The following is a 24435-nucleotide window of genomic DNA, read 5'->3' on the forward strand; positions in this document are numbered from 1 at the left end:
TGCTCCATGCGTAAACCGCTGATCGCCGCCACCCTCGGCATGCTGCTGCTCGCCGACCTGGCCCAGGCCCACACCCTGGTGGCCACCAGCAATATCATCGTCCGCGCCTTTGGCCGTTCGATCGATTTCACCTCCGACACCACCACCTCGATCCGCGACTCGAAAGTGGTGCGTGAAGCCCACGACGACGCCGCCAGCTTCGTCGCCAGCAACGGCGATATCCGCGGCGCCCAGCTCGAGGCCGCCTTCGACACCCTGCGCGCCCGCGTCCCCGAGGCCCGTGACGCCAGCGACCAGGTGCTGGCCGAAGCCATCCTCGCCCTGTGAAGCGCGTGCGTGCCTGGCTGCTGGGCTGCGCCCTGACGCTGTTCGGCACGCCCGCCTTGGCCGACCTGCAGCTGGTGCTGCAGCGCGACGGCCTCGACCCCGCGCAACAGCAGGCTACCCAGACGCTTCTCGACGAAGCCATGGCCAAGCTGCCACCGCGCTTCAAGCAGCAACTGGACCGGCAGATCCACGTCGGCTGGACCGAGCGCATGCCCGAGGACGCCTACGGCCAGGCTTCTCCGATGGCCAGCCTGGACCTCAACCGGCGCCTGCTGCCGGGCCTGGTCGACGGCAGCGCCGCCCGCGAGAAGACCAATCGCCCGCATGGCACGGTCCGCGAGGAATTGCTGGCCACCGTGCTCCACGAACTCACCCATATCTATGACCGCGCGCGCCTGTGGCCGGACGCCGAACGCCAGCTGATCAGCCGCTGCAAGCGCCAGCAGGGCGCCCTGGGCAAGGTCGGGCTGCCGCAGGAATGCCGTGGCCAGGCCGAACGTCGCTTCACCCTGAGCGACGACCCGCGCCTGCTGGACCTGGCCGGCTGGCAGCAGTACGTCGGCCGGCGCGGCGAGCGCGAGCAGCACAACGGCCAGCTGGTGCGCAGCCCGGATCCCTACGAGCTGAGCAGCCCGAAAGAGTTCATCGCGGTCAACATGGAATACTTCCTCCTCGACCCGAGCTACGGCTGCCGTCGCCCTGCGCTGAACCAGTACCTGCGCGACCACTTCGGCTGGGCGCCGCAACAGGCTGCCTGCGCCAAGGGCCTGCCGTTCCTCAATGCCGGCAACGATTTCGCCCGCCAGCCATTGGGTGAGATCGACCCTGAACGGGTCTACGAGGTGGACTACCTGCTGGCCGAAGCCAACCAGAACTGGGTCAGCCGTTGGGGCCACAGCATGCTGCGCCTGGTGATCTGCGCCCCGGGCCGCCCGCGCGGTCCAGCCTGCCGCCTGGACCTGGACCAGAGCCTGGTGCTGTCGTACCGCGCCTTCGTCAACGACGTGCAGCTGTCCAGCTGGGACGGCCTGACCGGCGCCTATCCCTCGCGGCTGTTCGTGCTGCCGCTGGGGCAGGTGATCGACGAATACACCAAGACCGAGCTGCGCAGCCTGGCCTCGGTGCCGCTCAAGCTCAGCCGCGGCGAGATCGAGAACCTGGTGCGCCAGGCCGCCGAGATGCACTGGAGCTACGACGGCAACTACTACTTCCTGTCCAACAACTGCGCGGTGGAGTCGCTCAAGCTGCTGCGCAGCGGCACCGGCAACCCGCGCCTGAACGACCTCGACAGCATCATGCCCAACGGCTTGCTGGAGGTGCTCAAGGGCAGGGGACTTGCCGATACCCACGTGCTCGACGACCCGCGCGAGGCACTGCGCCTGGGTTATCGCTTCGACTCTTATCGCGACCGCTACCAGGCGATGTTCGAGGTGCTGCGCAAGCAGTTGCCGATCAAGCAGACGAGCGTGGAAGACTGGCTGGCGCTGGACGCCGAGCAGCGCCGCCAATGGTTCGACCGCGCCGACCTGCGTACCAGCGCGGCCTTGCTGCTGCTCGAGCAGGCCGGCCTGCGCCGCCAGCTGCTGCTGGCCCAGGACGAGGTCAAGCAGCGTTACCTGAACGGCCGGGCGCTCAAGGACGGCAGCTTCGACAAGGCCAACGACACCTTGCAGGCGATGCTGGCCAACAGCGGCTTCCTCAGCCGCCCGGCGGAATTGCTGGGGGCAGGGGGCTACGGTCTGCCACAGCCTGCCGAACGCAAGCAGCTGGAGCAGGTGAGCAGCGAGCGCCAGGCGCAGCTGCTGCGGCTGAGCACCGACCTGGACCAGCAGGTGAGGGCGCTGCTGGGACCGCAGCGGGGCAGGGAGATCAAAGCCGTGGAAGCCAATATCAAGCAGGTGGGCGAGCATCTGCGGGCGTTGCACAAGGCGGCCGGGGGGTTGCAGCTGCCCTAGCGCATGGCGGTAGGGCCAAAAGGAGGCAGCACAGTGCCCTACAGGTTTTCCTCATCTTCCTCCGGCAACCCTTGATCCACCTGCAACCACGGCAACCGGCTCCCCACCCAGATATGCCGATTGGCCGGCACCCGCTCCGGGTGATCCAGCGTCGCCACCGTCACATCGATGGTTTCAGGGCTATGCGCGGTCACCAGCGCCACGTGCGCCCCGCAGTTGCCACAGAAATACCGGCTGCAGCTCTGCGGCGCCATGTAGCGCTGGGGCGAGCCCGCCAGCCACTGGAAACCCGCGAGGGGCAAGGTGACCCAGGTCACCAGCGTACCGCCGCTGACCCGCCGGCAGATCGAGCAATGGCAATGGGCGACATCGCCCAGATCGGCCTGCAGCCGGTAGCGCAATGCCCCGCAATGACACCCGCCTTCCACGACATCCACCATCGAAATGACCTCCCGTCGCCTGAGCGCAGGCGAAAGCTGGCTGAAAGCTTGCCCACATAGGATAGCGCCACCACCGGCAGCAGACCGGTCAGCCAGGGCACCCGGAAACTTCCGCGCCCGGCCCAATCAACAACAACAATGGTGATTCTGATGTTTTCCTGTGCCCGCCTTTTCGCAGTCCCCCTCCGCCTGCTCCTCGCGCAGCGCCTGACGCGCTGATCCGCCCGAATCGTCCTTCCTTTCGCCGCGCCACGCCTGGAGTACCGCCATGCTGACCTTCCTTGGCTTCGCCATGGTCATCACCTTCATGTACCTGATCATGACCAAGCGCCTGTCGGCCTTGATCGCCTTGATCCTGGTACCGATCCTGTTCGCCCTGTTCGGTGGTTTTTCCGCCAAGATCGGCCCGATGATGCTCGAAGGCATCAGCAAGCTCGCGCCCACCGGCGTAATGCTGATGTTCGCCATTCTCTACTTCGCCCTGATGATCGACTCCGGCCTGTTCGACCCGGCCGTGCGCAGGATCCTCAAGCTGGTCAAGGGCGACCCGCTGAAAGTCTCGGTCGGCACCGCGGTGCTGGCCCTGGTGGTGTCCCTCGACGGTGACGGCGCCACCACCTACATGATCTGCTGCGCCGCCATGCTGCCACTGTACAGCCGCCTGGGCATGAGCCCACGGATCATGGCCGGCCTGATCATCCTCGCCGGCGGGGTGATGAACATGACCCCGTGGGGCGGCCCCACGGCCCGCGCCGCCAGCGCCCTGCACGTGGACCCGTCGGACATCTTCGTACCGATGATCCCGGCCATGGCCTTCGGCGTGGCGGCGATCCTGGCCATCGCCTACTGGTACGGCAAGCGCGAGCGTGCCCGCCTGGGCGAGCTGCACCTGCCGACCGACGACATCGACCACAGCGAGATCAGCGTGTCGCAGTTCCCGGAGGCCCGTCGTCCGAAACTGATCTGGTTCAACGGCGCCCTGACCGCCGCGCTGATGGTCGCGCTGATCGCCGGGGTGCTGCCGCTGCCGGTGCTGTTCATGATCGCCTTCAGCATCGCCATGATCGTCAACTACCCGTGCCTGCAGCAGCAGAAGGACCGCATCGCCGCCCACGCCTCCAGCGTGCTGGCCGTCAGCGGGCTGATCTTCGCCGCCGGCATCTTCACCGGCATCCTGTCAGGCACCGGCATGGTCGACGCCATGTCCAAGAGCCTGCTGGCGGTGATCCCGGAAGCGTTCGGCCCGTACATGGCGGTGATCACCGCCATCGTCAGCATGCCGTTCACCTTCTTCATGTCCAACGATGCCTTCTACTACGGCGTGCTGCCGGTGCTGTCGGAGTTCGCCAGCCACTACGGCGTCACCCCGGTGGAAATGGCCCGCGCGTCGATCGTCGGACAGCCGGTACACCTGCTCAGCCCGCTGGTACCCTCCACCTACCTGCTGGTGGCCCTGGCCGGCATCGAGTTCGGCGACCACCAGCGCTTCACCCTCAAGTGGGCAGTGCTGGTGTGCCTGTGCATAATGGCCGGCGCGCTGGCGCTGGGGACTTTCCCGCTGTTCAGCAGTCTGTAATACAAGCGCATCATCCAACTGCAAAGCGCCCGGCCTCTTGGGCGCTTTGCCTTTAACGCTCGAAGGAATACACATGGAATGGCTGACCAGCCCGGAAATCTGGGTTGCCTTTTTCACCCTCACCGCGCTTGAGATCGTGCTCGGGATCGACAACATCATCATGATCTCGATCCTGGTCAGCCGCATGCCCAAGCACATGCAGCCGCGCACGCGGATCTTCGGCCTGGCCCTGGCCATGGTCACGCGGATCATGCTGCTGCTGTCGATCACCTGGGTCATGCGCCTGACCGACGACCTGTTCCATGTGCTCGGCCAGGGCATCTCCGGGCGCGACCTGATCCTGTTCTTCGGCGGCCTGTTCCTGCTGTGGAAAAGCTCCCAGGAGATCTACCACGGCCTGGAAGGCGAGGACGAAAGCGCGGACGCGCCAAAAGGGGCAGGCGGCAAGTTCTTCTACACCATCATCCAGATCGCCATCATCGACATCGTGTTCTCCCTGGACTCGGTGATCACCGCGGTGGGCATGGTTTCCCACGTGCCAGTGATGATCGCCGCGATCATCGTCGCAGTGCTGGTGATGATGCTCTGCGCCGGCACCATCAGCGACTTCATCGACAAGCACCCGTCGCTGAAGATGCTCGCGCTTTCGTTCCTGATCGTCGTTGGTACCGTGCTGATCGCCGAATCTTTCGACGTGCACGTACCGAAGGGCTATGTCTACTTCGCCATGGCCTTCTCGCTGGCGGTGGAGGCGATCAACATCCGCATGCGCACGGCGCTGGCGCGCAAGAAGGGCAAGGAGCACGATCCGGTGAAACTGCGCAAGGACATTCCGGGTCAGTAAGACTTGGAAGCGCAGAAAGACAAAGGGCCCTTCGAGGCCCTTTGTCGCATCCACGCCCCCTGTAGGAGCGGCCTTGTGTCGCGAAAGGACCGAAGAGCGGTCCCGACAATCTTGCATGATGCCAAGATCCTGGGGCCGCTGCGCGCCCCTTTTCGACCGGTCCGACGCCTCGGCAAGGCCGCTCCTACAGGCCACCCGTGTTTCAAATAGATTTCAGTCATGCCAAGCTGGCACCCATCGCGCAAAACAACTAAAGCTTCAGTGAGCACTGAAAAAACCAGCCCACCCCCGGGCCAGGCTCACCGCCGCACCCATTGGCCCCGCCCAGGGGCATAGAAGAAAAGGGGGCCCGACCATGCTGACCCTGCTCAACCTGCTCTCCGCCGTGGCATTGCTGGTGTGGGGCACCCATATCGTGCGGACCGGTATCCTGCGGGTGTACGGCTCGAACCTGCGCCGGGTGCTCGGCCAGAACATGAACAAGCGTCCGCTGGCGTTCATCGCCGGGATCCTGGTAACCGCCATGGTGCAGAGCAGCAACGCCACCGCCATGCTGGTCACCTCGTTCGTCGGCCAGGGCCTGATGGCCATGACCCCGGCCCTGGCGATCATGCTCGGCGCCGACGTGGGCACCGCGCTGATGGCGCGGGTGCTGACCTTCGACCTGTCCTGGCTGTCGCCACTGCTGATCTTCCTCGGGGTGATCTTCTTCCTCTCGCGCAAGCAGACCCGCGCCGGCCAGCTGGGCCGGGTGGGCATCGGCCTGGGCCTGATCATCCTGGCGCTGCAGCTGATCGTCCACGCCGCCGCGCCGATCACCCATGCCCAGGGGGTCAAGGTACTGTTCGCCTCGCTGACCGGTGACATCCTGCTCGACGCCCTGATTGGCGCGCTGTTCGCCATGATTTCCTACTCCAGCCTGGCCGCCGTGCTGCTCACCGCCACCCTGGCCGGCGCCGAGGTGATCAGCCTGCCGGTGGCCATCGGCCTGGTGATCGGCGCCAACATCGGCAGCGGCCTGCTCGCCTTCCTCACCACCAGCCTGCAGAACAGCGCCGGGCGCCGGGTGGCACTGGGCAGCCTGCTGTACAAGATCATCGGCCTGCTGCTGATCATCCCGGTGCTGCACCCACTGGTGGAATGGATGGACAGCCTGAGCTTCAGCCCGCAGGAGCTGGTGATTGGCTTCCACCTGCTCTACAACACCCTGCGCTGCCTGCTGATGCTGCCGACGGTCAACCCCATGGGCCGGGTGTGCAACTACCTGCTGCCCGAGCGCGACAACGGCAACGGCCACCACCAGCCACGCCACCTCGACCCGACCGCACTGAACACGCCCAGCCTGGCCCTGGCCAACGCCGTGCGCGAAACCCTGCGCCTGGGCGATATCGTCGACAGTCTGCTCGAAGCCATGCTCGGCGCCCTGCGCGGCACCCAGACCGCCATGCCGCAACAGGTGCGGGCCCTGGGCGAGGACGCCGAGGCCCTGTACAACGCCATCAAGCTGTACCTGGCACAGATGCCCCGCGAGGATCTTGGCGAGCAGGACAACCGGCGCTGGGCGGAGATCATCGAGCTGGCGATCAACCTCAAGCTGGCCAGCGACCTGATCGAGCGCATGCTGCGCAAGGTCCAGCAGCAGAAGACTTCGCAGCGCCGGGAGTTCTCCCAGGTCGGCCTGGAGGAGCTGACCGGCCTGCAGGAGCAGCTGCTGGCCAACCTGCGCCTGGGCCTCTCGGTATTCCTCAGTGCCGACCCGCAGAGCGCACACCAGTTGCTGCGCGAGAAACGCCGCTTCCGCGCCCAGGAACGGCGTCTGGCCCACGCCCATGTCAGCCGCCTGCAACGTAAAGTGGTGCAGAGTATCGAGACCAGTTCGCTACACTTGGAGCTCATTGCCGACATGAAGCGTTTGAACTCTTTGTTCTGCAGCAGTGCCTATGTGGTACTGGGCGGCACCGACACCGGCGGGCTGATGCTCGACAGCGTGCCGGACGAAGCCCGCCAGCCCTGAGCCCAGCCCCCGGAGACCGAAGCTCGCCCATGCGTTGCCTGTTGTTCGCCTGCCTGCTGATCCTCAGCCTGCCCACGCTCGCCCTCGACCGCTCGCGGGTCGAGGGCTACCTGCAGCCCAACGGCCTGCAAGTGATCCTCAAGTCTGGCTACGAGCGCGACCATGTGTCGATCCGCCTGGTGGTCGGCGTGGGCCTGGACGACTTCGATTGCGACCAGCGCGAGCTGCCGCACCTGCTCGAGCACCTGCTGTTCAGCGGGATCGACGAGACGGGCGAGGGCGGCCTGGAAGAGCGCATGCAGGCCCTTGGCGGGGAATGGAACGCCTTCACCAGCAGCGCCGACACCACCTTCGTCATCGAGGCCCCGGCGCGCAACCAGCGCAAGGTGCTCGACCTGCTGCTGGCGATCATTCGCGACACCCGCATCGACGAAAAAGCGCTGGCCACGGCGAAGAAGATCATCGAACGCGAGGACGGCGGCCACTACGGCCGCTTGCAGCGCTGGCTCGACCGCCAGGACATCGGCCACCCGGCCAGCGACCAGCTGGCCACCGAGCTGGGCCTGAAGTGCCCCGAGCGCTCCAACCTCGACGACATGACCCTGGAGCAGGTGCGGCAACTGCGTGAGCACTGGTACGTGGCCAACAACATGTCGCTGATCGTCGTCGGCGGCCTCGACCGCCTGCTGCCGGCCTATCTGGAGCGCACCTTCGGCGAGCTGCCGGCCACCGAACCCGGAGAGCGCCGCAACCTGGAGAGCATCAGCCAGCAGGCCGAGCAGCGCCGCGACCTGACCCGCGGCTGGCTGGGCGACAACGTCAAGCTGCACTGGCTGTTCATCGAGCCGACGCTGGAAGAGGGCCATGACCAGACCCTCGAGCTGCTTTCGCGTTACCTGGACTGGGCGCTGTACGACCAGCTGCGCCTGCGTCACGGGCTGTCCTATGGCCCGTCGGTGCAACGCGAGAGCTTCGGCGACAGCGGGATGCTCAGCCTCAATGCCGACCTCGAGCGCCAGGACCTCGACGCGGCGCTGAAGGTGCTCGGGGAGCTGTTCGACCACCTGCGCAAGCACGGTCTGGACCCGGAAACCTTCGCCCGGATCAAGCAAGCGGCGATTGCCCGGGAAAGCTGGACCACCCAGGGCAACGCGGCGCTCGCCGACTACTACTGGGGAGCGCTCAACGCCTACGAGGACGGGCGTTTCACCGATCCGGTGCGGCAACTGCGCCAGGTCAGCCTCAAGCAAGCCGACGCGGCGCTGCGCGAACTGCTCAAGGAACCGGGGTACCTGCGCATCGAGAAACCGTTGCTGGGGTATGACGAACTGTATGGTCTGGTGGCGCTGCTGCTGGGGCTGATCCTGGCTGCGGGGCTGATCCGTCGGCGCCGCGTGCTGGCCAACCGCCCCAGTGGTGCTACACGGGAGCCGTGATTCGGCGGTATCCTGTCGGCCAACAGCGTCCACGTCCAGGACGCCTCGAACACGCCTCTTCCTGTTGTAAACCCATGCCCCCGATCCCCGGCTTCATCCTGCGCATCATCGAACTGCTCAAACGCTACCCCGGCATCATCGCGCTCTACGGTTTCCTCTCGGGGATCGGCAGTTTCATCCTGGTCGACCGCCAGGCCGGCCTGGCCAGCTGGATCGCCATCGTCATGCTGGTCAGCTGGATCTGGCTGATGCTCGAGAACACCCTCACCGAGCTGTTTGCCCGCACCTTCAAGCGCGAAATCCCGCAGCCCCTGCTGCGCTTCGCGACGCAGATGATCCACCAGGAAAGCCTGTTCTTCGTCCTGCCGTTCTTCTTCATCACCACCACCTGGAACAGCGGCCAACTGATCTTCACCGGCCTGCTCGGCGCCGCCGGGCTGATCTCGATCGTCGACCCGCTGTACCACAAGTGGCTGGCGCCACGCCGCTGGCTGTTCCTCGCGCTGCATACCCTGACGCTCTTCGCCGCGATGCTCACGGCGCTGCCGATCATCCTCCACCTGACCACCGCGCAGAGCTTCAAGCTGGCGCTGATCGCCGCCATGGTGCTGTCGTTCCCTAGCCTGGCCAGCAGCTTCCCGATCAACAACTGGCGCCGCGGCGTGGCCCTGGTGCTGGTGACCCTGGCGGTCGGTGGCGGCGGCTGGCTGCTGCGCTCCTGGGTACCGCCGGCCACGCTGTGGATGACCGACGTGGCGATCAGCACCGAAGTGCTCAACCGCCAGCCGGGCGCCTCGCTGGACGAAGTGGCCGCCAGCCGCATCCGCAGCGGTGGGCTGTACGCCTATACCGCCATCAACGCGCCCCGTGGCCTGAACGAGCGCATCTACCATGTGTGGCAGCTGGACGGTAAGGAAGTGGACCGTATCGCCCTGGATATCCACGGCGGGCGCAAGGAAGGCTACCGGGCCTGGACCCACAAGCAGAACTTCCCGCCCAATCCGGTGGGCAAGTGGCAGGTGAGGGTGCTGACCGAGGACGGACAGGTGATCGGGGTGTTGCGATTCAAGGTGGTCGACGACACCGCCCGCTAGGAGCAACTGTCTTGCTCAACTGCTAAAGCTAGCGCGATCCCTGTGGGAGCGGCCCTTTCGCGACACAAGGCCGCTCCCACAGGGGGACAGTTCCCTGCGCGACAGCGTGGACCGAAGGGCTAAGTGATCTCCTACAGGAATGCACTGCCCATCCCGCCCCGCTGCGCTATGATCAGCCTCTATGCCCTCAGTCAGACGCATGGAGCCTATGACCGTCCCCAGCGCCACCCTGGACACCACCGAGCAGCCCTCGCGCCTGCGCATCGTCGGCGACTGGACCCTGGCCCACTACGCCAGCCTCAAGCGCGAATGCGAGCGCCTGGGCAGCCAGTACGGCGATGACACCCAGGTCGACCTCAGCCAGCTGGGCCGCCTGGACACCGCCGGCGCCTCGCTGCTGGCCGAGCTGCTGGGCTCCGAACGCCTGTCGCGCTGCACCGACGAACTCCCCGATGCCAGCCGTGCGCTGCTGAAGAACGTCTACTGCTCGGTGCAGGACTACTGCATCCCGGTCAAGGAGCCGGAGCAACCGGTGCTGCTCCTGCTGCTGGCACGCATCGGCCGCGCCGTCGACCAGCTGTGGCAGGATACCAACCAGGTGCTGGGCTTCGTCGGCCTTATCCTGCAGACCCTGTTCCTGCGCCTGTTCCAGCCGCACCGCTGGCGCGTCACGCCGGTGGTCGCGCACCTCGAGCAGACCGGCCTGGACGCCGCGCCCATCGTCGCCCTGCTGACCTTCCTGGTGGGCGCGGTGGTGGCCTTCCTCGGCGCCACGGTGCTGGCCGACTTTGGCGCGACCATCTTCACCGTCGACCTGGTTGCGTTCTCCTTCCTGCGTGAATTCGCCGTGCTGCTTACCGCCATCCTCATGGCCGGTCGCACCGCCAGCGCGTTCACCGCGCAGATCGGCTCGATGAAGGCCAACGAAGAGATCGACGCCATCCGCACCCTGGGCCTGAACCCCATCGAACTGCTGGTGGTGCCCCGGGTGCTGGCGATGCTGATCGCGCTGCCGCTGTTGACCTTCGTCGCGATGCTCTGCGGCATGATCGGCGGCGCGGTGGTCTGCGCCCTGACCCTGGATATCTCGCCGGCCATGTTCCTCTCGCTGCTGCAGAGCGACATCGGCGTGCAGCATTTCCTGGTGGGCCTGGCCAAGGCACCGTTCTTCGCCTTCCTGATCGCCGCCATCGGCTGCCTGGAGGGCTTCAAGGTCAGTGGCAGCGCCGAGTCAGTGGGCGCCCACACCACCTCTGCCGTGGTGCAATCGATCTTCGTGGTGATCGTGCTGGACGCGGTGGCCGCGCTGTTCTTCATGGAGATGGGCTGGTGACTGAAGCCGTGATCGAAGCCCGGGGCCTGTGCAACCGCTTTGGCAGCCAGAGCGTGCACGAGAACCTCGACCTGGACCTGTACCGCGGCGAGATCCTCGCCGTGGTCGGCGGCTCTGGCAGCGGCAAGTCGGTGCTGTTGCGCAGCATCGTCGGCCTGCGCAGGCCCAACGAAGGCACGGTCAAGGTGTTCGGCCAGGACCTGGCCAGCCTCGACGAAACCCAGCGCTCGCTGGTCGAACGCCGCTTCGGCGTGCTGTTCCAGAAGGGCGCGCTGTTCTCGTCGCTGACCGTGACCGAGAACGTCGCCCTGCCGCTGATCGAGCATGCCGGGCTGTCGCGGGCCGACGCCGAGCACCTGGCAGGAGTCAAGCTGGCCCTGGCCGGGCTGCCGATCAGCGCCGCCGACAAGTACCCCGCGTCGCTGTCCGGCGGCATGATCAAGCGCGCCGCCCTGGCCCGCGCCCTGGCCCTGGACCCGGACATCCTGTTCCTCGACGAGCCCACCGCCGGCCTCGACCCGATCGGCGCCGCCGCCTTCGACCAGTTGATCCTGACCCTGCGCGACGCCCTGGGGCTGTCGGTGTTCCTCATCACCCACGACCTGGACACCCTCTACACCATCACCGACCGGGTGGCGGTGCTGTCGCAGAAGAAGGTGCTCGTGGCAGGGCCCCTGGCCGAGGTCGAGCAGACCATTGATCCGTGGATTCACGAATACTTTCACGGCCCGCGTGGCCGGGCGGCCGAAGACGCCGCCCTGCGCGCCCGCCAGGAGCGCTGAACGATGGAAACCCGAGCTCATCATGTCCTGATCGGCCTGGTCACCGTGCTGGTGGTGGCCGGCGCCATGCTGTTCGGCCTGTGGCTGACCAAGTCCAGCGTCGACGACGCCTTCAAGGACTACGAAGTGGTATTCAACGAGGCGGTCTCAGGCCTGTCCCGCGGCAGCCCGGTACAGTACAACGGCATCAAGGTCGGTGACGTCAGCAGCCTGCGCCTGGACCCGAACGACCCGCGCCGGGTGCTGGCCCGCGTGCGCCTGAGCGGCGACACGCCGGTCAAGGAAGACACCCAGGCCAAGCTGACCCTGGCCGGGGTGACCGGCAACTCATTCATCCAGCTCAGCGGCGGTACCCCGCAGAGCCCAGAACTCAAGGGCAAGGGCGGCAAACTGCCGGTGATCGTCGCCTCGCCGTCGCCGATCTCACGCCTGCTCAACGACAGCAGCGACCTGGTGACCAACATCAACCTGCTGCTGCACAACGCCAACCTGATGTTCTCCGAAAGCAACATCGAGCGCCTGAGCAACACCCTGGCCAACCTGGAGCAGACCACCGGCGCCTTCGCCAGCCAGAAGGGCGGTATCGCCGATGCCATCGAGCAACTGGCCCAGGTCGGCAAGCAGGCCAACGCCACCCTGGCCGAGACCCAGGCGCTGATGCGCAACGCCAACGGCCTGCTCGGCACCCAGGGCAAGCAGGCCATCGGCAGTGCCGAGCAGGCCATGCAGTCGCTGGCCGAAAGCACCGCCACCATCAACAGCCTTTTGCAGGACAACCGCCAGTCCCTGGACGACAGTGCCCAGGGCCTGAACCAGATCGCCCCGGCGATCCGCGAACTGCGTGAGACCCTCAACTCGCTCAAGGGCATCTCCCGGCGCCTGGAAGCCGACCCCAGCGGCTACCTGCTGGGCCGCGACAACAACAAGGAGTTCCAGCCATGATCCCGTCGCTGCGCCTGGCCTTCGCCGCCGCCACGCTGAGCCTGGTTTCGGCCTGTTCGATCCTGCCGCAGAGCGAACCTGTGGATATCTACCGCCTGCCGGTGAACCAGCCGGCCCGCGCCGCCGCACCGCTGGACTGGTCGCTGCGCCTGAACAAGCCGCTGGCCAGCGAAGCCCTGGCCGGGCCGCGTATCGCGGTGATCCCCCAGGGTGATGTGATCAGCAGCTACAAGGGCGCACGCTGGAGCGACCCGACGCCGATGCTGGTGCGCAACCGCCTGCTCGACGGTTTCCAGCGCGATGGCCGGGTGCAGCGCCTGAGCGCCGATGACAGCAACCTGCAGGCTGACTATGAGCTGGGCGGCGAGCTACAGGCCTTCCAGAGCGAATACCGCCCGGACGGGGCGGTGGAGGTGGTGATCCGCTACGACGCGCGGCTGGTGCAGGGCCGCAGCCAGCGCATCCTCGCGAGTAAACGCTTCGAGGTGCGCCAGGCGCTGGGCGAACAGCAGGTCCCGGCGGTGGTCGCCGGCTTCGGCGCGGCCAGCGACCAGCTGGCGCGCCAGGTGATCGACTGGACCGTCAGCCAGGCTCAGGCGAAGAACCAATAGCAGACGAAGATCGCCGCGATCACCCCCGACAGCTCGGCCAGCAACGCACAGCCGACGGCGTGGCGTACCCGCTGGATGCCCACCGCGCCGAAGTACACCGCCAACACGTAGAAGGTGGTCTCGGTGCTGCCCTGGATGGTCGCCGCCACCAAGGCCGGGAAGCTGTCCACGCCCTGGGTCTGCATGGTCTCGATCAGCATGGCCCGCGCCGCGCTGCCGGAGAACGGCTTGACCAGCGCGGTGGGCAACCCTTCGACGAAGCGGGTGTCCAGGCCCATCCAGCTCACCGCATGGCGAATGCCGTCCAGGGCCAGCTCCAGCGCCCCTGAGGCGCGCAATACACCGACTGCCACCAGCATCGCCACCAGGTAAGGCAGCAGGCTCTTGGCCACGTCGAAGCCTTCCTTGGCGCCTTCGACGAAGGCCTCGTACACCTGAACCCGCCTCAACGCGCCGATCACCAGGAACAGGATGATCACCCCGAACAGCGTCAGGTTGCCGAGGATAGACGACAGGCTGGCCAGCGCGGCCGCCGACAGGGTGCCGAGGAAGGCCATGAAGCCGCCCAGCAGCAGGGCGCCGGGAACCAGGTAGGCAAGCACCACCGGGTCCCACAGGCGCAGGCGCTGCATCACCGCCACCGACAGCAGGCCGACCAGGGTCGAGCAGCTGGTGGCCAGCAGGATCGGCAGGAACACCATGGTCGGATCGGGCGCGCCTTGCTGGGCGCGGTACATGAAGACGGTCACCGGCAGCAGGGTCAGCGACGAGGCGTTGAGCACCAGGAACAGGATCTGCGCGTTGCTCGCCGTGGTGCTGCTGGGGTTGAGCTCCTGCAGCGCGCGCATGGCCTTCAGGCCGATGGGCGTGGCGGCGTTGTCCAGGCCCAGGCCATTGGCGGCGAAATTCATGGTGATCAGGCCCAGGGCCGGGTGGCCGGGCGGCACTTCCGGCATCAGCCGGGCGAACAGCGGGCCAAGGACCTTGGCCAGCCATTCGACGATGCCGGCCTTCTCGGCGATTTTCAGGAAACCCAGCCACAGGGTCAGGGTGCCGAACAGCAGGACCATGACCTCCACCGACAGCTTGGCCATGGCGAAGATACTCTCGACCATCGCGGCGAAGATGCCGGCGTTGCCGCCCACCAGCCACTGGGCCAGGGCGGAGATGGCCGCCACCAGGAAAAAGCCGAGCCAGAGGCCGTTGAGCATCCGTGTGTTCCCCCGTGAAAAGTGCCCGAATGATAGCGAAGATTGCGGGCGAGGGCTGCGCCCTCGACTATTGCGCAGACAACAAAAAGCCCCGACAGGTCGGGGCTCTTCGTTCAGCTCAGTGGCTTACTGGTTGACGGTCTTGCCCGCCACCACAGCCTCTTTCTTGCCTTTTTCCAGCACCAGCGACTGGTAGTACGCCGCGCCTTTCTCGGCGTCGTACATGCCCTGCCACTTGGCGATGACCACGGCGGCCAGGGCGTTGCCCACCACGTTCAGCGCGGTACGGGCCATGTCCATGATGCGGTCGACACCGGCGATGAAGGCCAGGCCTTCCAGCGGAATGCCCACGCTGCCCAGGGTGGCCAGCAGTACCACGAAGGACACGCCCGGCACGCCGGCGATACCCTTGGAGGTGACCATCAGGGTCAGCACCAGCAGCAGCTGCTGGCTCCAGGACAGGTCGATGCCGTACAGCTGGGCGATGAAGATCGCCGCGATGCTCTGGTACAGGGTCGAACCGTCGAGGTTGAACGAGTAGCCGGTCGGTACCACGAACGAGCAGATCGACTTCGGCGCGCCGTACTTCTCCATCTTCTCGATCACGCGCGGCAGCACGGTCTCGGAGCTGGAGGTGGAGTAGGCGAGGATCAGCTCGTCCTTCATGATGCGCATGATCTTGATGATCGAAAAGCCGAACACGCGCGCCACCAGGCCCAGCACCATGAAGGCGAAGAAGGCGATGGCGAAGTACACCAGCAGCACCAGCTTGGCCAGCGGCAGCAGGGAGGCGAAGCCGAAGTTGGCGACGGTGGCGGCGATCAGGGCGAACACGCCGATCGGGGCGTAGTTCATGATCATGTGGGTGACCTTGAACATGGTCTCCGACACGCCCTGGAAGGTGCGCACCAACGGCTCGCGCAGGTCTGCGTTGAGGCTCGACAGGCCCATGCCGAACATCACCGAGAAGAAGATGATCGGCAGCATCTCGCCACGCATCAGCGCCGCGAAGATATTCGACGGGATCAGGTTGAGCAGGGTCTCGATGAACGCGTGCTCATGCTGCACCTCGGCCGCGGTGGCCTGGTACTTGGAGATGTCGACGGTGCCCAGGGTGCTCATGTCGATGCCGGCGCCCGGGTGGAACACGTTGGCCAGGACCAGGCCGACGACGATGGCGATGGTGGTCACCACCTCGAAGTAGATGATGGTCTTCAGGCCGATGCTGCCCAGTTTCTTCGCGTCGCCAACCCCAGCGATGCCCACGATCAGCGACGAAATCACGATCGGGACGACGATCATCTTGATCAGGCGAATGAAGATGTCGCCGGCCGGCTGGAGGACGTTGCTGATCCACCATGCCTTTTCTGCACTGAAATGATTCAGTAGCGCGCCGACTGCAACGCCCAGCAACAGACCGATGACGATCTGCCAGGCGAGGCTCAGTTTTGCCTTCTTCATGTCATTACCCTTTGTTGTAGTGGTCACGGGCACCGGCCGAAAAGGTGCATGCCAGAGCGGCTTGAAGCCTTTCCGGTTGCGTCTGGTCGATCCGGCGTCCCACTGTAAGGACACCGCGAGCGAACATTGCTGGCGCTCGGGCCGAGGAAAAAGGCGGCAACTATTGCGACGTGGGGAGGGGCAGTCTAATGCCGGAAACGACTACCCTATGCCGAATCGGCATGAGACCGGAAGGCGAAATCGGGCATCGCCAAGTCCTTGATTTTCAACGTTCGGATTTCCGAACAAGGCCAAAGCGCCATTTTTAGGCCGATTTGACGGGAGCACAGAAAGGTGTGAAGTGGCGTGTTCGACAATCCGAATGGCTGAAATGCCACACGAGCTGACCTGTCGGACAAGTAAAAAAAATTCGATATACGGTAGCGACAAAATGTGTCTGAAGTAAAAAGTCGCTCGTATTAAAGGAAGAACTCCCACAGGCGCTTCGGAAGCCAGATCGGTCGCATCGTCCTGTTCGGACCCAACCGACCTGCAACTTCCGATGCCACCCTCTCCTGACCCGGCCCATGACGGAGGTACTCCCTGTACCCCTAGGCCACTGCGACCCTGCAACAGTCAGAGCGGCCCGGCCCCCTGGTCATGCGCCGCCCCTCCTCGGGGCGGCGCACCATAGAAGCTTGAAAGGTAAAAAGGTTCAGCTTCTATAGCATTACAGTCCGCGACCGCCGGTCAGTACCAGTTCGGGTCGCGCTTGAGCTGCTCCCGCAGCAGAGCCTTTATCCCGTCACCCGGCTTGCCCAGCCAGCGGTAGTCGGCATGACGGCTGGGCGACTTGTCGGCAGGCAGCCCTTCGGGCACCTCCACGAGCATGCCGTAGGCTTTGTCCTTGTCCCAGCTGAAGGCCACGATCAGGCGCTTGTAGGTACAGTTGCCTTCGGACTCGCACAGCGGGCCGACCAAGTACTTGTGGCCGTCCTCGGTTACCGCAGACATCTGCTGCGCCGAGCTCCCGCTGAGGTTGATCACCCACTCGGGCAGGCGCTCCTCGTTCTTGAGGGTCTTCTGCCAGGTTTTCTGGTATTCGGGGTCCGAGCCAAGCAACTGGTTGGCCCGGACCTGGCCATCATTGGCCGCCAGCGCTGTCGCGCCGCTGCCCAGCAGCAGCGCGACAAGCAGGGCCTTGGGGAGCATCCTGCTCATGGTCATCAACCTCTGCCACGGCCGAAGAAGAAGGAGGCTACGAACAGCACCAGGAAGATGATGAAGAGGATCTTCGCGATACCGGTAGCGGCGCCAGCGATACCACCAAAACCCAGGACTGCGGCGATGATGGCGATGATCAGGAAGGTGATTGCCCAACTAAGCATGATGTTTCTCCTTTTCTTGTGCGAAATCGGTCGATGGCGTCAGAACACCCAACGCTCCTCGGGCTGAACACGCTCGAGCACGGCAGGCGCATTGTCGGCACTGGGCAGCGGCTCGGCGGCCTTGACCAGGGTAGAGGCATGGGTTGCCCGTAACTGCGTCAACAGCGCGGTCTGCACCGCCACCTGCTCGGCCAGCCGGGCGGTCTGCCAGCTGTGGTAGAAGAGGCCCGCCGCCAGGGTGAGCAGCAAGGCCATGCCGAGGAACAACAGCTGGTGCAGGGGGACTACAGCGCTCTGCGTACGATTGTCTTGGGGGCGATTCATGCCGGCTCCTCCTGCTGTGCTTGTTATCCATTCTGCAAAGGTTATTGCAGCCTGCATGCCAGCCCTCTCAAAGAATAAAAATTCTTTTAAATCATATAGTTACGAAATACGCCCAACTTGCTGAGGGACGTATCCTGCACGATGACCCACAATCGGGTCGTGCGTTTTGCACGACCCAGCCGTCGGCCAAGCCCTGCCGATGCCTCGATTCCAGCCAGTGGAATCCGAATAGCAGCCAATCGCCAGCGATCAACTTCATATTTATCAGAGACTTAGCCATCATTAAGGCGTGCAGCTAGCATGCATGGAGCGGAATCAATCAGAATCGACCATGCAACTTGCCCGATTTTTCCGACACTAATTGAGATCAATCCCAAAGGAGCGCAGGAAATGGAATCAGCCCAGGACAACCAAGGCCGCATTCTGCTGGTGGATGACGAGTCCGCCATCCTGCGCACATTCCGTTATTGCCTCGAGGATGAGGGCTACAACGTGGCCACGGCCAACAGCGCTGCCCAAGCCGAGGCACTGTTGCAGCGCCAGGTGTTCGACCTGTGTTTCCTCGACCTGCGCCTGGGCGAGGACAATGGCCTGGACGTACTGGCGCAGATGCGTATCCAGGCACCGTGGATGCGGGTGGTGATCGTCACCGCCCACTCGGCTATCGACACTGCGGTGGATGCCATCCAGGCCGGGGCCGCAGACTACCTGGTCAAACCCTGCAGCCCCGACCAGCTGCGCCTGGCTACCGCCAAGCAGCTGGAGGTGCGGCAACTGTCGGCGCGCCTGGAGGCCCTCGAAGGCGAGGTGCGCAAACCCAAGGACGGCCTGGACTCCCACAGCCCGGCGATGATGGCGGTGCTGGAAACCGCACGCCAGGTGGCGACCACCGATGCCAACATTCTCATCCTGGGTGAGTCGGGCACCGGCAAGGGCGAACTGGCCCGTGCCATCCACGGCTGGAGCAAGCGGGCACGCAAGGCCTGCGTGACCATCAACTGCCCCTCGCTGAATGCCGAGCTGATGGAGAGCGAGCTGTTCGGCCACACGCGCGGCGCCTTCACCGGCGCCAGTGAAAGCACACTGGGCCGAGTCAGCCAGGCCGATGGCGGCACGCTGTTTCTTGATGAAATCGGCGATTTTCCCCTCACGCTACAGCCAAAACTACTGCGTTTCATCCAGGACAAGGAGTACGAGCGGGTCGGCGACCCGGTCACCCGCCGGGCGGACGTGCGGATCCTCGCGGCCACCAATCTCAACCTCGACGAAATGGTCCGCGAGAACCGCTTCCGTGAAGACTTGCTGTACCGACTGAACGTCATCACCCTGCACCTGCCGCCGCTGCGCGAGCGCTGCGAGGACATACTGACCCTGGCCGACCGCTTCCTCGCCCGCTTCGTCAAGGAGTACTCGCGCCCGGCCCGCGGCTTCAGCGATGAAGCACGCACGGCGCTGCTCAACTACCGCTGGCCGGGCAACATTCGCGAACTGCGCAACGTGATCGAGCGCGCCAGCATCATCTGTCCCCAGGAGCGGGTGGAGATCATCCACCTGGGCATGGCCGAACAACCCGCCAGCAACGCGCCAAGGGTCGGTGCGGCGCTGAGCCTGGATGAGCTTGAGCGTGCCCATATCGGGGCGGTGCTCGCTGCCAGCGACACCCTCGACCAGGCAGCCAAGACCCTGGGCATCGATGCCTCCACCCTTTATCGCAAGCGCAAGCAATACAACTTATGAAATGGCCGATGAAGCTACGCACACGGCTGTTCCTGAGCATCTCGGCACTGGTTACCGTGGCTTTGCTTGGCCTGTTGCTGGGCCTTTTCAGCGTGCTGCAGATGGCAGCCCTGCAGCAGCACGTCGTCAAGGACACCACCTACACGCTCGAGCTGGCCCTCAAGTTGCGGCAGAACCTGGGCGAACAGCTGAATCTGATTCTCGACGAGGACACCACCCCGAATACCCTCGTCACCCTGCAGGACCAATTCCAGACACTCCTCGATCAGGGACTGGAACAAGGCGGAGAACGCACCGGCTTGAGCAAGGCCGCCAGCAACTACCAGGCATTTGTCCAGGCCTACCGACAGAGCCCCTCGCCTGCACGCAGCATGGGTGTCGAGCAGCCCCTCGGAGCGGCCTTCAACCAGGTACGCATGGACCTGCTGGAGTCCCACCGCCAGGCCTTGGAAAAAATCACCCGCAGCGAGGAGCAGTCGCGCAATCAAGCCCTGCTCATCAGTGGCATGCTTGGCATGGTTGGCCTCACTGTGCTGGTACTAGGTTTCATCACTGTCCACAACATAGCCAGGCGCTTCGGCCAGCCGATCGAGGCACTGGCCAAGGCCGCCGACCAGATCGGCCAGGGCAATTTCGACGTCACCCTGCCGGTGACCCAGGCCACCGAGCTCAATCAGCTGACCCGCCGCTTCGGCCTGATGGCCGATGCCCTGCGCAAACACCAGGCCACCAACATCGATGAACTGCAGGCTGGCCAGCAACGCCTGCAGGCGGTACTCGACAGCATCGATGACGGTCTGCTGATCATCGATCGCCAGGGCCGCCTGGAACACCTCAATCCGGTAGCCCAGCGTCAACTCGGCTGGGATCCGAGCCGCCGGGGCACAGGCCTGGCCGAGGCGTTGCAACGCCCGGAGCTGGACCTGCAACTGCGCCAGGTACTGCGCGGCGGCAGCCTGGATCGTCCACCGGACGACCTGAGTCTGGAGGTGGATGAGGAAACCCGCCTGCTGACCTACAGCCTGACCCCGGTCAGCCACCCCGAGGGGCCGATCCTTGGCGCGGTGATGGTGCTGCACGATGTTACCGAGCAGCGCGCTTTCGAGCGGGTACGCAGCGAATTCGTGCTGCGCGCCTCCCACGAACTGCGCACGCCGGTCACTGGCATGCACATGGCCTTCGGCCTGCTGCGCGAGCGGGTCAGTTTCCCGCCTGAGGCGCGGGAGAACGATCTGCTCGAAACCATCGCCGAAGAAATGCAGCGCCTTACCCAGCTGATCAACGACCTGCTCAATTTCTCCCGCTATCAAAGCGGCCTGCAGAAGCTGGAGCTGGCTCCCTGCGCCCTCGACGAACTGTTCGAGCGCGCCCGGGCACGTTCTGCCGAGCAGGCTTCGAGCAAGCAGATCGAGCTGATACTCGAGCTGGAGTCACCACTGCCGCGTATCCAGGCCGACGTCACGCAGCTCGACCGGGTGCTCGACAACCTGCTGCACAATGCCATCCGCCACACCGGCAGTGGAGGGCGTATCCGCCTGCACGCACGGCGCCATGCCGAACGGGTGATCATCAGTGTCGAAGACAACGGCGAAGGCATCGCCTACGGCCAGCAAGGGCGGATCTTCGAGCCGTTCGTCCAGGTCGGACGCAAGAAGGGCGGGGCCGGCCTGGGCCTGGCGCTGTGCAAGGAGATCGTCCAGCTGCATGGCGGGCGGATGGGCGTATTCTCGCGGCCTGGGCAGGGTACGCAGTTCTACATGGCCTTACCGGTCTGACACGGCTTTTTTTCAGGCAATCAGCCTCAAGGCTCATCATCGATCCGCCGCCCTGCCACCCGCCGCCCCCGGGTAATCAGCTCGGCAAACTGACGCGCGTTCAACGGATGGGCGAACAACCAGCCCTGTCCATAGTTGACCCCCTCGCTGTTAAGTAGCACCGCCTGGTCCTCTGACTCGATTCCTTCGGCGATGACCCGCAGGTGCAAGTCATGGGCCATGCGGATGATGTGCGGCGCCACACCGCTGCTGGCGGCGTCATGGCCGAGGGCGTCGATAAATGACTTGTCGATCTTCAGGCAGTCCACCGGCAACGTCTGCAGGTAGGCCAGGCTGCAATAGCCGGTGCCGAAGTCATCGATCAACACCTGATGCCCCACGGCGCGCAAGGCCTGCAGGTTGTCCCGCGCCACCACCACGTCGATCAGCCCGCGCTCGGTCACCTCGAAGGCGATCTGCCGGGGCGCCACCCGATGATGGGCCAGCAGCCGCGCCGCCACTCGACCGATACGCGGCGCCATGACGTCGCAGGCCGCCAGGTTCACCGAGATATACAACTGGCGGTTGGCCCGCAGCAACTGCCCGAGCTGCTCGAGCACCCGCTGCAAGACGAAGTCGGTGATCTGGCGAATCTGCCCGGTGTTCTCTGCCAGGGGAATGAACAGGTCCGGGCTGGTCAGGCTGCCATCCGGACGGCGCCAGCGCACCAGGGCCTCGGCCCCGACACAGCGGCGGCTGTCCAGCTCGAAGATCGGCTGGTACAGCACCTGCAGCTCGCCCCGGCGCAAGGCCTGCTGCAGCTCAGAACTCATCGAGCGGCGCTGCAGGATCAGTTGCAGCACCAGCCAGCCGATGCACGCCGCCAGCACCAGGCTGCCGGGAAAAAGCAACCAGAGCAGGCCGTTGAGTTTCAGGGGCAGGCTGGCGCGCGGGGCGATCAGCACCAGTTGGTAGTCCGGCGATTTGGTGGACATGCGATAGACCAGGCGATCGGGCAGCTCGATCAGCGACTTGCCCTGGGGCGGCGGCCAATCGGCGATGGGTGGCCAGGGTTGCGCCGGCCCCAGTACCGGAATGGCCCGCGTGCCCCGGTCGAGCACCACCAGCAAGCTGCCGCCTGGGGGCAAATCGACCACATCCGTGAGGTGGCCACGGGAGGTGGAGACCACGAAGCGGCCCCGACCCAGCATCAGCGCCGCGAGGTTTTCGTTGGGCTCGGTGGTGGTGTTCAGCCAGTAGCTGTAGGTCGGCCCCTGGATGTCCGGGCTGCGCAAGGGTTCGATGATCCGCTCGCCGCCGCGGTTCGAACAGGCAAGCGTGCCTTCCACATAGGACGCCTCGTAAATGAACCGCGACTCCAACGCCACCTGCTGCAACTGCGCCAGCATCTGCGGATCGCAGCCGCGCAGGGGTTGCGCCTGGAGCTGGTCCACACCCTCGCGCAACTGGCCGAAGACCTGCTCCAGGCGCTCCAGAAAACGCTCGCCCTGGGCGTTCATCTGTGCGCTTTCGCTCTGCTTCATCTGCTGCAAGGCCACATTGACGCTGATCGCCAGCAACAGTGCGGCACTGGCCAACGCCGCGAGCGCGGCCAACAGCCAGGGTCGGTGGAAAAATTGACGCACCGAAGCGAGGAGGTCAAACATGCGTGGCATCCAGTTGAATACCAAAGGTATAGCAACTGAATCGATGATTGGCGTGGCCGCTGGGCGTGTGATTGTCAGGATTTGCTCGCTCCCCTGTAGGAGCGGCCTTGTGTCGCGAAAGGGCTGCGCAGCAGCCCCGGCAATCTTTAGTCAGACTCGAGATCCTGGGGCCGCGCTGCGGCCCTTTCGCGACACAAGGCCGCTCCCACAGGGCAAGACCAGTTTCTATGCTATGAAAGCTGCCTCACCGCTTGCGGTTGAGCACCTGCAAAATCGCGGCGGTCTGCGCATCCGGCACACCGTCGAAGCGCTGCGCACGGAAGCGCATCTGGAACGCGGCGATAACATGGCGAGTGGCCACATCCCATTCGCCGGTCTGGTCGATGGCGTAGCCAAAGCGCGCCAGCTGCTGCTGGTACCAGGTGACGCTCGGCGGATTGACCTCGAAATAGGCCTGCTGGCGTGCCACCGACGCGGCGTCCGGCCAGATGCCCAGACCGGCGTCGGCCAGGCGCTTCCAAGGGAACAACGGGCCCGGGTCGAGCTTGCGCAACGGCGCGATATCACTGTGGCCAATGATATGACGCGGGTCGATGTTGTTGCGCTTGACGATATCCTTGAGCAACGCGATCAGCGCCTGCACCTGCGCTTCGCTGTACGGGTGCCAGACCCGCCCGGTCGGGGTGTCGGTATAACCCGCGTTGACGATCTCGATGCCAATGGAGCTTGAATTGAGCCAGGTGCGTCCCTGCCACTGACTGTCCCCGGCGTGCCAGGCCCGGCGATTCTCGTCCACCAGTTGATAGACCGTGGCCGGGCCGTCACCGATCAGGTAGTGGCTGCTGACTTCGCCACGGGTCAGCAGGGCAAGGGAACGCTCCAGCGAGGCATTGGTGTAATGCAGCACGACAAACTGGATGCGGCTGTCCTGGTTGGCCGAAGGATGGCTGCGGTCGATGCGCAGGCCACCGGAACAACCTGCCAGGGCCAGCAGGAGCAGGGCGGTGAAGAGTCTTTTCATTGCGGGAATACGTCATTAGGTAAGCGGCAACAGCGCTATAGTATAACGTGCTGACCGCTTGGCGTCAGAGCGCGTTACATCCGCTCAGCGCATACACATGACCAGAAACTCCAGTGAGTTGTCGCCGCTGGCGCCTTTCATGTCCACCAGCTGCGTCATGACCGTGGCATGCGTGACCTGCGGGCTGCCAATTACCTTGGCTTGGCCATGCAGTTGTCGGTCATAGCTGCTGGCATCGATTGGCGACACCGAACAGAACCCCGGTTCTTGCTGCACGATGCGTGGATTGAACTTGAGCTTGTATTGAGTGAAGTAATTGGCCTGCGCCTGGCGCTCCACCTCACTGATCCACTGGGGCCATTGGCGCAGGACCGTGCCGTCGGCCCCCACACGTGCGGTAAAGAACTGATCCTTGGCCATTGCACTTGCCTGGAAAACCAGGCCCAGCAGCAGTGGCATGATCAATCGGGTCGTTTTCATTCTTCAAACTCCTGTCGTCGGTCTGTAGGCGAGGCGCTGGATAGCCAGCGCTCATCTGT

22 protein-coding genes are annotated in these 24435 nt (G+C 64.8%); 13 read left to right on the forward strand and 9 right to left on the reverse strand.

The window, feature by feature from the left end; translation table 11 throughout:
* Positions 1–6: 6 nt before the first annotated feature.
* Together ACVWZ5_RS05130 and ACVWZ5_RS05135 are read left to right on the forward strand one after the other, a co-directional pair.
* The gene (locus ACVWZ5_RS05130) at positions 7–327 is read left to right on the forward strand and encodes a DUF2388 domain-containing protein (protein WP_011531558.1); all 321 of its coding nucleotides are present in this window, start codon (positions 7–9) and stop codon (positions 325–327) included.
* Positions 324–2282 (forward strand): DUF7844 domain-containing protein, encoded by a 1959-nt coding sequence (locus ACVWZ5_RS05135; RefSeq protein WP_457340449.1) that lies wholly within the window; start codon positions 324–326, stop codon positions 2280–2282. Before ACVWZ5_RS05130 ends, ACVWZ5_RS05135 begins: the two co-directional genes overlap by 4 nt.
* 38 nt (positions 2283–2320) lie before the next feature.
* On the opposite strand, the gene ACVWZ5_RS05140 is transcribed toward ACVWZ5_RS05135, so the two are convergent.
* Positions 2321–2722, reverse strand: coding sequence for a GFA family protein (locus ACVWZ5_RS05140; RefSeq protein WP_062572392.1), 402 nt, complete (start codon positions 2720–2722; stop codon positions 2321–2323).
* A 268-nt stretch (positions 2723–2990) separates the two neighbouring features.
* On the opposite strand from ACVWZ5_RS05140, the gene ACVWZ5_RS05145 reads away from it, so the two are divergent.
* The 9 genes from ACVWZ5_RS05145 to ACVWZ5_RS05185 all read left to right on the forward strand — a co-directional run bounded on the left by ACVWZ5_RS05145 (position 2991) and on the right by ACVWZ5_RS05185 (position 13354).
* Positions 2991–4298: a CitMHS family transporter gene (locus ACVWZ5_RS05145; protein ID WP_050703222.1), complete on the forward strand. Its 1308-nt coding sequence runs from the start codon at positions 2991–2993 to the stop codon at positions 4296–4298.
* A gap of 73 nt (positions 4299–4371) precedes the next feature.
* A complete protein-coding gene (locus ACVWZ5_RS05150) occupies positions 4372–5142 on the forward strand; it encodes a TerC family protein (RefSeq protein ID WP_028688653.1) in 771 nt (256 codons plus the stop codon).
* A 355-nt stretch (positions 5143–5497) separates the two neighbouring features.
* On the forward strand, positions 5498–7156 hold the full coding sequence (locus tag ACVWZ5_RS05155) for a Na/Pi cotransporter family protein (protein ID WP_062572390.1): 1659 nt from the start codon (positions 5498–5500) through the stop codon (positions 7154–7156).
* Between the two features lie 29 nt (positions 7157–7185).
* Positions 7186–8592: a M16 family metallopeptidase gene (locus ACVWZ5_RS05160; RefSeq protein WP_457340450.1), complete on the forward strand. Its 1407-nt coding sequence runs from the start codon at positions 7186–7188 to the stop codon at positions 8590–8592.
* Positions 8593–8666: 74 nt separating this feature from the next.
* On the forward strand, positions 8667–9686 hold the full coding sequence (locus tag ACVWZ5_RS05165) for a DUF5924 family protein (protein ID WP_096049006.1): 1020 nt from the start codon (positions 8667–8669) through the stop codon (positions 9684–9686).
* A gap of 199 nt (positions 9687–9885) precedes the next feature.
* Positions 9886–11019 (forward strand): MlaE family lipid ABC transporter permease subunit, encoded by a 1134-nt coding sequence (locus tag ACVWZ5_RS05170; RefSeq protein WP_457340458.1) that lies wholly within the window; start codon positions 9886–9888, stop codon positions 11017–11019.
* Entirely contained in the window at positions 11016–11801 is a 786-nt protein-coding gene (locus tag ACVWZ5_RS05175; protein WP_062572387.1) for an ABC transporter ATP-binding protein, read from the forward strand. The genes ACVWZ5_RS05170 and ACVWZ5_RS05175 overlap by 4 nt, the downstream gene beginning before the upstream one ends.
* A gap of 3 nt (positions 11802–11804) precedes the next feature.
* On the forward strand, positions 11805–12743 hold the full coding sequence (locus ACVWZ5_RS05180; protein ID WP_186600049.1) for an MlaD family protein: 939 nt from the start codon (positions 11805–11807) through the stop codon (positions 12741–12743).
* The gene (locus ACVWZ5_RS05185; RefSeq protein WP_062572385.1) at positions 12740–13354 is read left to right on the forward strand and encodes an ABC-type transport auxiliary lipoprotein family protein; all 615 of its coding nucleotides are present in this window, start codon (positions 12740–12742) and stop codon (positions 13352–13354) included. Before ACVWZ5_RS05180 ends, ACVWZ5_RS05185 begins: the two co-directional genes overlap by 4 nt.
* On the opposite strand, the gene ACVWZ5_RS05190 is transcribed toward ACVWZ5_RS05185, so the two are convergent.
* The 5 genes from ACVWZ5_RS05190 to ACVWZ5_RS05210 form a co-directional block, all read right to left on the reverse strand.
* Entirely contained in the window at positions 13336–14565 is a 1230-nt protein-coding gene (locus ACVWZ5_RS05190; RefSeq protein ID WP_457340451.1) for a nucleoside recognition domain-containing protein, read from the reverse strand. The genes ACVWZ5_RS05185 and ACVWZ5_RS05190 overlap by 19 nt on opposite strands.
* 126 nt (positions 14566–14691) lie before the next feature.
* Positions 14692–16026 carry a glutamate/aspartate:proton symporter GltP gene (gltP, locus tag ACVWZ5_RS05195; protein ID WP_050703212.1) on the reverse strand — a complete coding sequence of 445 codons (1335 nt, stop codon included), beginning with the start codon at positions 16024–16026 and terminating at the stop codon, positions 14692–14694.
* A gap of 729 nt (positions 16027–16755) precedes the next feature.
* Complete coding sequence (locus ACVWZ5_RS05200; protein WP_062575661.1) at positions 16756–17226, reverse strand: inhibitor of vertebrate lysozyme family protein; 471 nt, start codon at positions 17224–17226, stop codon at positions 16756–16758.
* 5 nt (positions 17227–17231) lie between these two features.
* The gene (locus ACVWZ5_RS05205; protein WP_028688664.1) at positions 17232–17393 is read right to left on the reverse strand and encodes a DUF1328 domain-containing protein; all 162 of its coding nucleotides are present in this window, start codon (positions 17391–17393) and stop codon (positions 17232–17234) included.
* A gap of 39 nt (positions 17394–17432) precedes the next feature.
* Positions 17433–17717, reverse strand: a complete 285-nt coding sequence (locus ACVWZ5_RS05210) for a hypothetical protein (protein ID WP_186600051.1) — start codon at positions 17715–17717, stop codon at positions 17433–17435.
* Between the two features lie 390 nt (positions 17718–18107).
* On the opposite strand from ACVWZ5_RS05210, the gene algB reads away from it, so the two are divergent.
* The gene (gene algB / locus ACVWZ5_RS05215; protein ID WP_062359975.1) at positions 18108–19454 is read left to right on the forward strand and encodes a sigma-54-dependent response regulator transcription factor AlgB; all 1347 of its coding nucleotides are present in this window, start codon (positions 18108–18110) and stop codon (positions 19452–19454) included.
* Positions 19451–21229, forward strand: a complete 1779-nt coding sequence (locus ACVWZ5_RS05220; protein WP_457340452.1) for a KinB sensor domain-containing domain — start codon at positions 19451–19453, stop codon at positions 21227–21229. Before algB ends, ACVWZ5_RS05220 begins: the two co-directional genes overlap by 4 nt.
* Positions 21230–21255: 26 nt before the next feature.
* Here the strand turns inward: ACVWZ5_RS05220 and ACVWZ5_RS05225 are convergent, their stop codons facing one another.
* The 3 genes from ACVWZ5_RS05225 to ACVWZ5_RS05235 all read right to left on the reverse strand — a co-directional run bounded on the left by ACVWZ5_RS05225 (position 21256) and on the right by ACVWZ5_RS05235 (position 24355).
* Entirely contained in the window at positions 21256–22875 is a 1620-nt protein-coding gene (locus tag ACVWZ5_RS05225; protein WP_028688667.1) for an EAL domain-containing protein, read from the reverse strand.
* A gap of 244 nt (positions 22876–23119) precedes the next feature.
* On the reverse strand, positions 23120–23896 hold the full coding sequence (locus ACVWZ5_RS05230; protein WP_062572381.1) for an N-acetylmuramoyl-L-alanine amidase: 777 nt from the start codon (positions 23894–23896) through the stop codon (positions 23120–23122).
* Positions 23897–23980: 84 nt separating this feature from the next.
* On the reverse strand, positions 23981–24355 hold the full coding sequence (locus ACVWZ5_RS05235; RefSeq protein ID WP_143514872.1) for a hypothetical protein: 375 nt from the start codon (positions 24353–24355) through the stop codon (positions 23981–23983).
* Positions 24356–24435: the final 80 nt, after the last annotated feature.

The organism is Pseudomonas sp. TE6283, assembly GCF_054060555.1.

Excerpts from the sequence above, each read along its gene's own strand:
- ACVWZ5_RS05220 (WP_457340452.1), top strand. The coding sequence starts at position 19,451 with ATGAAATGGCCGATGAAGCTACGCACACGGCTGTTCCTGAGCATCTCG.
- ACVWZ5_RS05155 (WP_062572390.1), top strand. The coding sequence starts at position 5,498 with ATGCTGACCCTGCTCAACCTGCTCTCCGCCGTGGCATTGCTGGTGTGG.
- ACVWZ5_RS05185 (WP_062572385.1), top strand. The coding sequence starts at position 12,740 with ATGATCCCGTCGCTGCGCCTGGCCTTCGCCGCCGCCACGCTGAGCCTG.
- ACVWZ5_RS05225 (WP_028688667.1), bottom strand. The coding sequence starts at position 22,875 with ATGTTTGACCTCCTCGCTTCGGTGCGTCAATTTTTCCACCGACCCTGG.
- algB (WP_062359975.1), top strand. The coding sequence starts at position 18,108 with ATGGAATCAGCCCAGGACAACCAAGGCCGCATTCTGCTGGTGGATGAC.
- ACVWZ5_RS05205 (WP_028688664.1), bottom strand. The coding sequence starts at position 17,393 with ATGCTTAGTTGGGCAATCACCTTCCTGATCATCGCCATCATCGCCGCA.
- ACVWZ5_RS05200 (WP_062575661.1), bottom strand. The coding sequence starts at position 17,226 with ATGAGCAGGATGCTCCCCAAGGCCCTGCTTGTCGCGCTGCTGCTGGGC.
- ACVWZ5_RS05190 (WP_457340451.1), bottom strand. The coding sequence starts at position 14,565 with ATGCTCAACGGCCTCTGGCTCGGCTTTTTCCTGGTGGCGGCCATCTCC.
- ACVWZ5_RS05180 (WP_186600049.1), top strand. The coding sequence starts at position 11,805 with ATGGAAACCCGAGCTCATCATGTCCTGATCGGCCTGGTCACCGTGCTG.
- ACVWZ5_RS05170 (WP_457340458.1), top strand. The coding sequence starts at position 9,886 with ATGGAGCCTATGACCGTCCCCAGCGCCACCCTGGACACCACCGAGCAG.
- ACVWZ5_RS05165 (WP_096049006.1), top strand. The coding sequence starts at position 8,667 with ATGCCCCCGATCCCCGGCTTCATCCTGCGCATCATCGAACTGCTCAAA.
- ACVWZ5_RS05230 (WP_062572381.1), bottom strand. The coding sequence starts at position 23,896 with ATGAAAAGACTCTTCACCGCCCTGCTCCTGCTGGCCCTGGCAGGTTGT.
- gltP (WP_050703212.1), bottom strand. The coding sequence starts at position 16,026 with ATGAAGAAGGCAAAACTGAGCCTCGCCTGGCAGATCGTCATCGGTCTG.
- ACVWZ5_RS05210 (WP_186600051.1), bottom strand. The coding sequence starts at position 17,717 with ATGAATCGCCCCCAAGACAATCGTACGCAGAGCGCTGTAGTCCCCCTG.
- ACVWZ5_RS05130 (WP_011531558.1), top strand. The coding sequence starts at position 7 with ATGCGTAAACCGCTGATCGCCGCCACCCTCGGCATGCTGCTGCTCGCC.
- ACVWZ5_RS05150 (WP_028688653.1), top strand. The coding sequence starts at position 4,372 with ATGGAATGGCTGACCAGCCCGGAAATCTGGGTTGCCTTTTTCACCCTC.
- ACVWZ5_RS05145 (WP_050703222.1), top strand. The coding sequence starts at position 2,991 with ATGCTGACCTTCCTTGGCTTCGCCATGGTCATCACCTTCATGTACCTG.
- ACVWZ5_RS05140 (WP_062572392.1), bottom strand. The coding sequence starts at position 2,722 with ATGGTGGATGTCGTGGAAGGCGGGTGTCATTGCGGGGCATTGCGCTAC.
- ACVWZ5_RS05160 (WP_457340450.1), top strand. The coding sequence starts at position 7,186 with ATGCGTTGCCTGTTGTTCGCCTGCCTGCTGATCCTCAGCCTGCCCACG.
- ACVWZ5_RS05235 (WP_143514872.1), bottom strand. The coding sequence starts at position 24,355 with ATGCCACTGCTGCTGGGCCTGGTTTTCCAGGCAAGTGCAATGGCCAAG.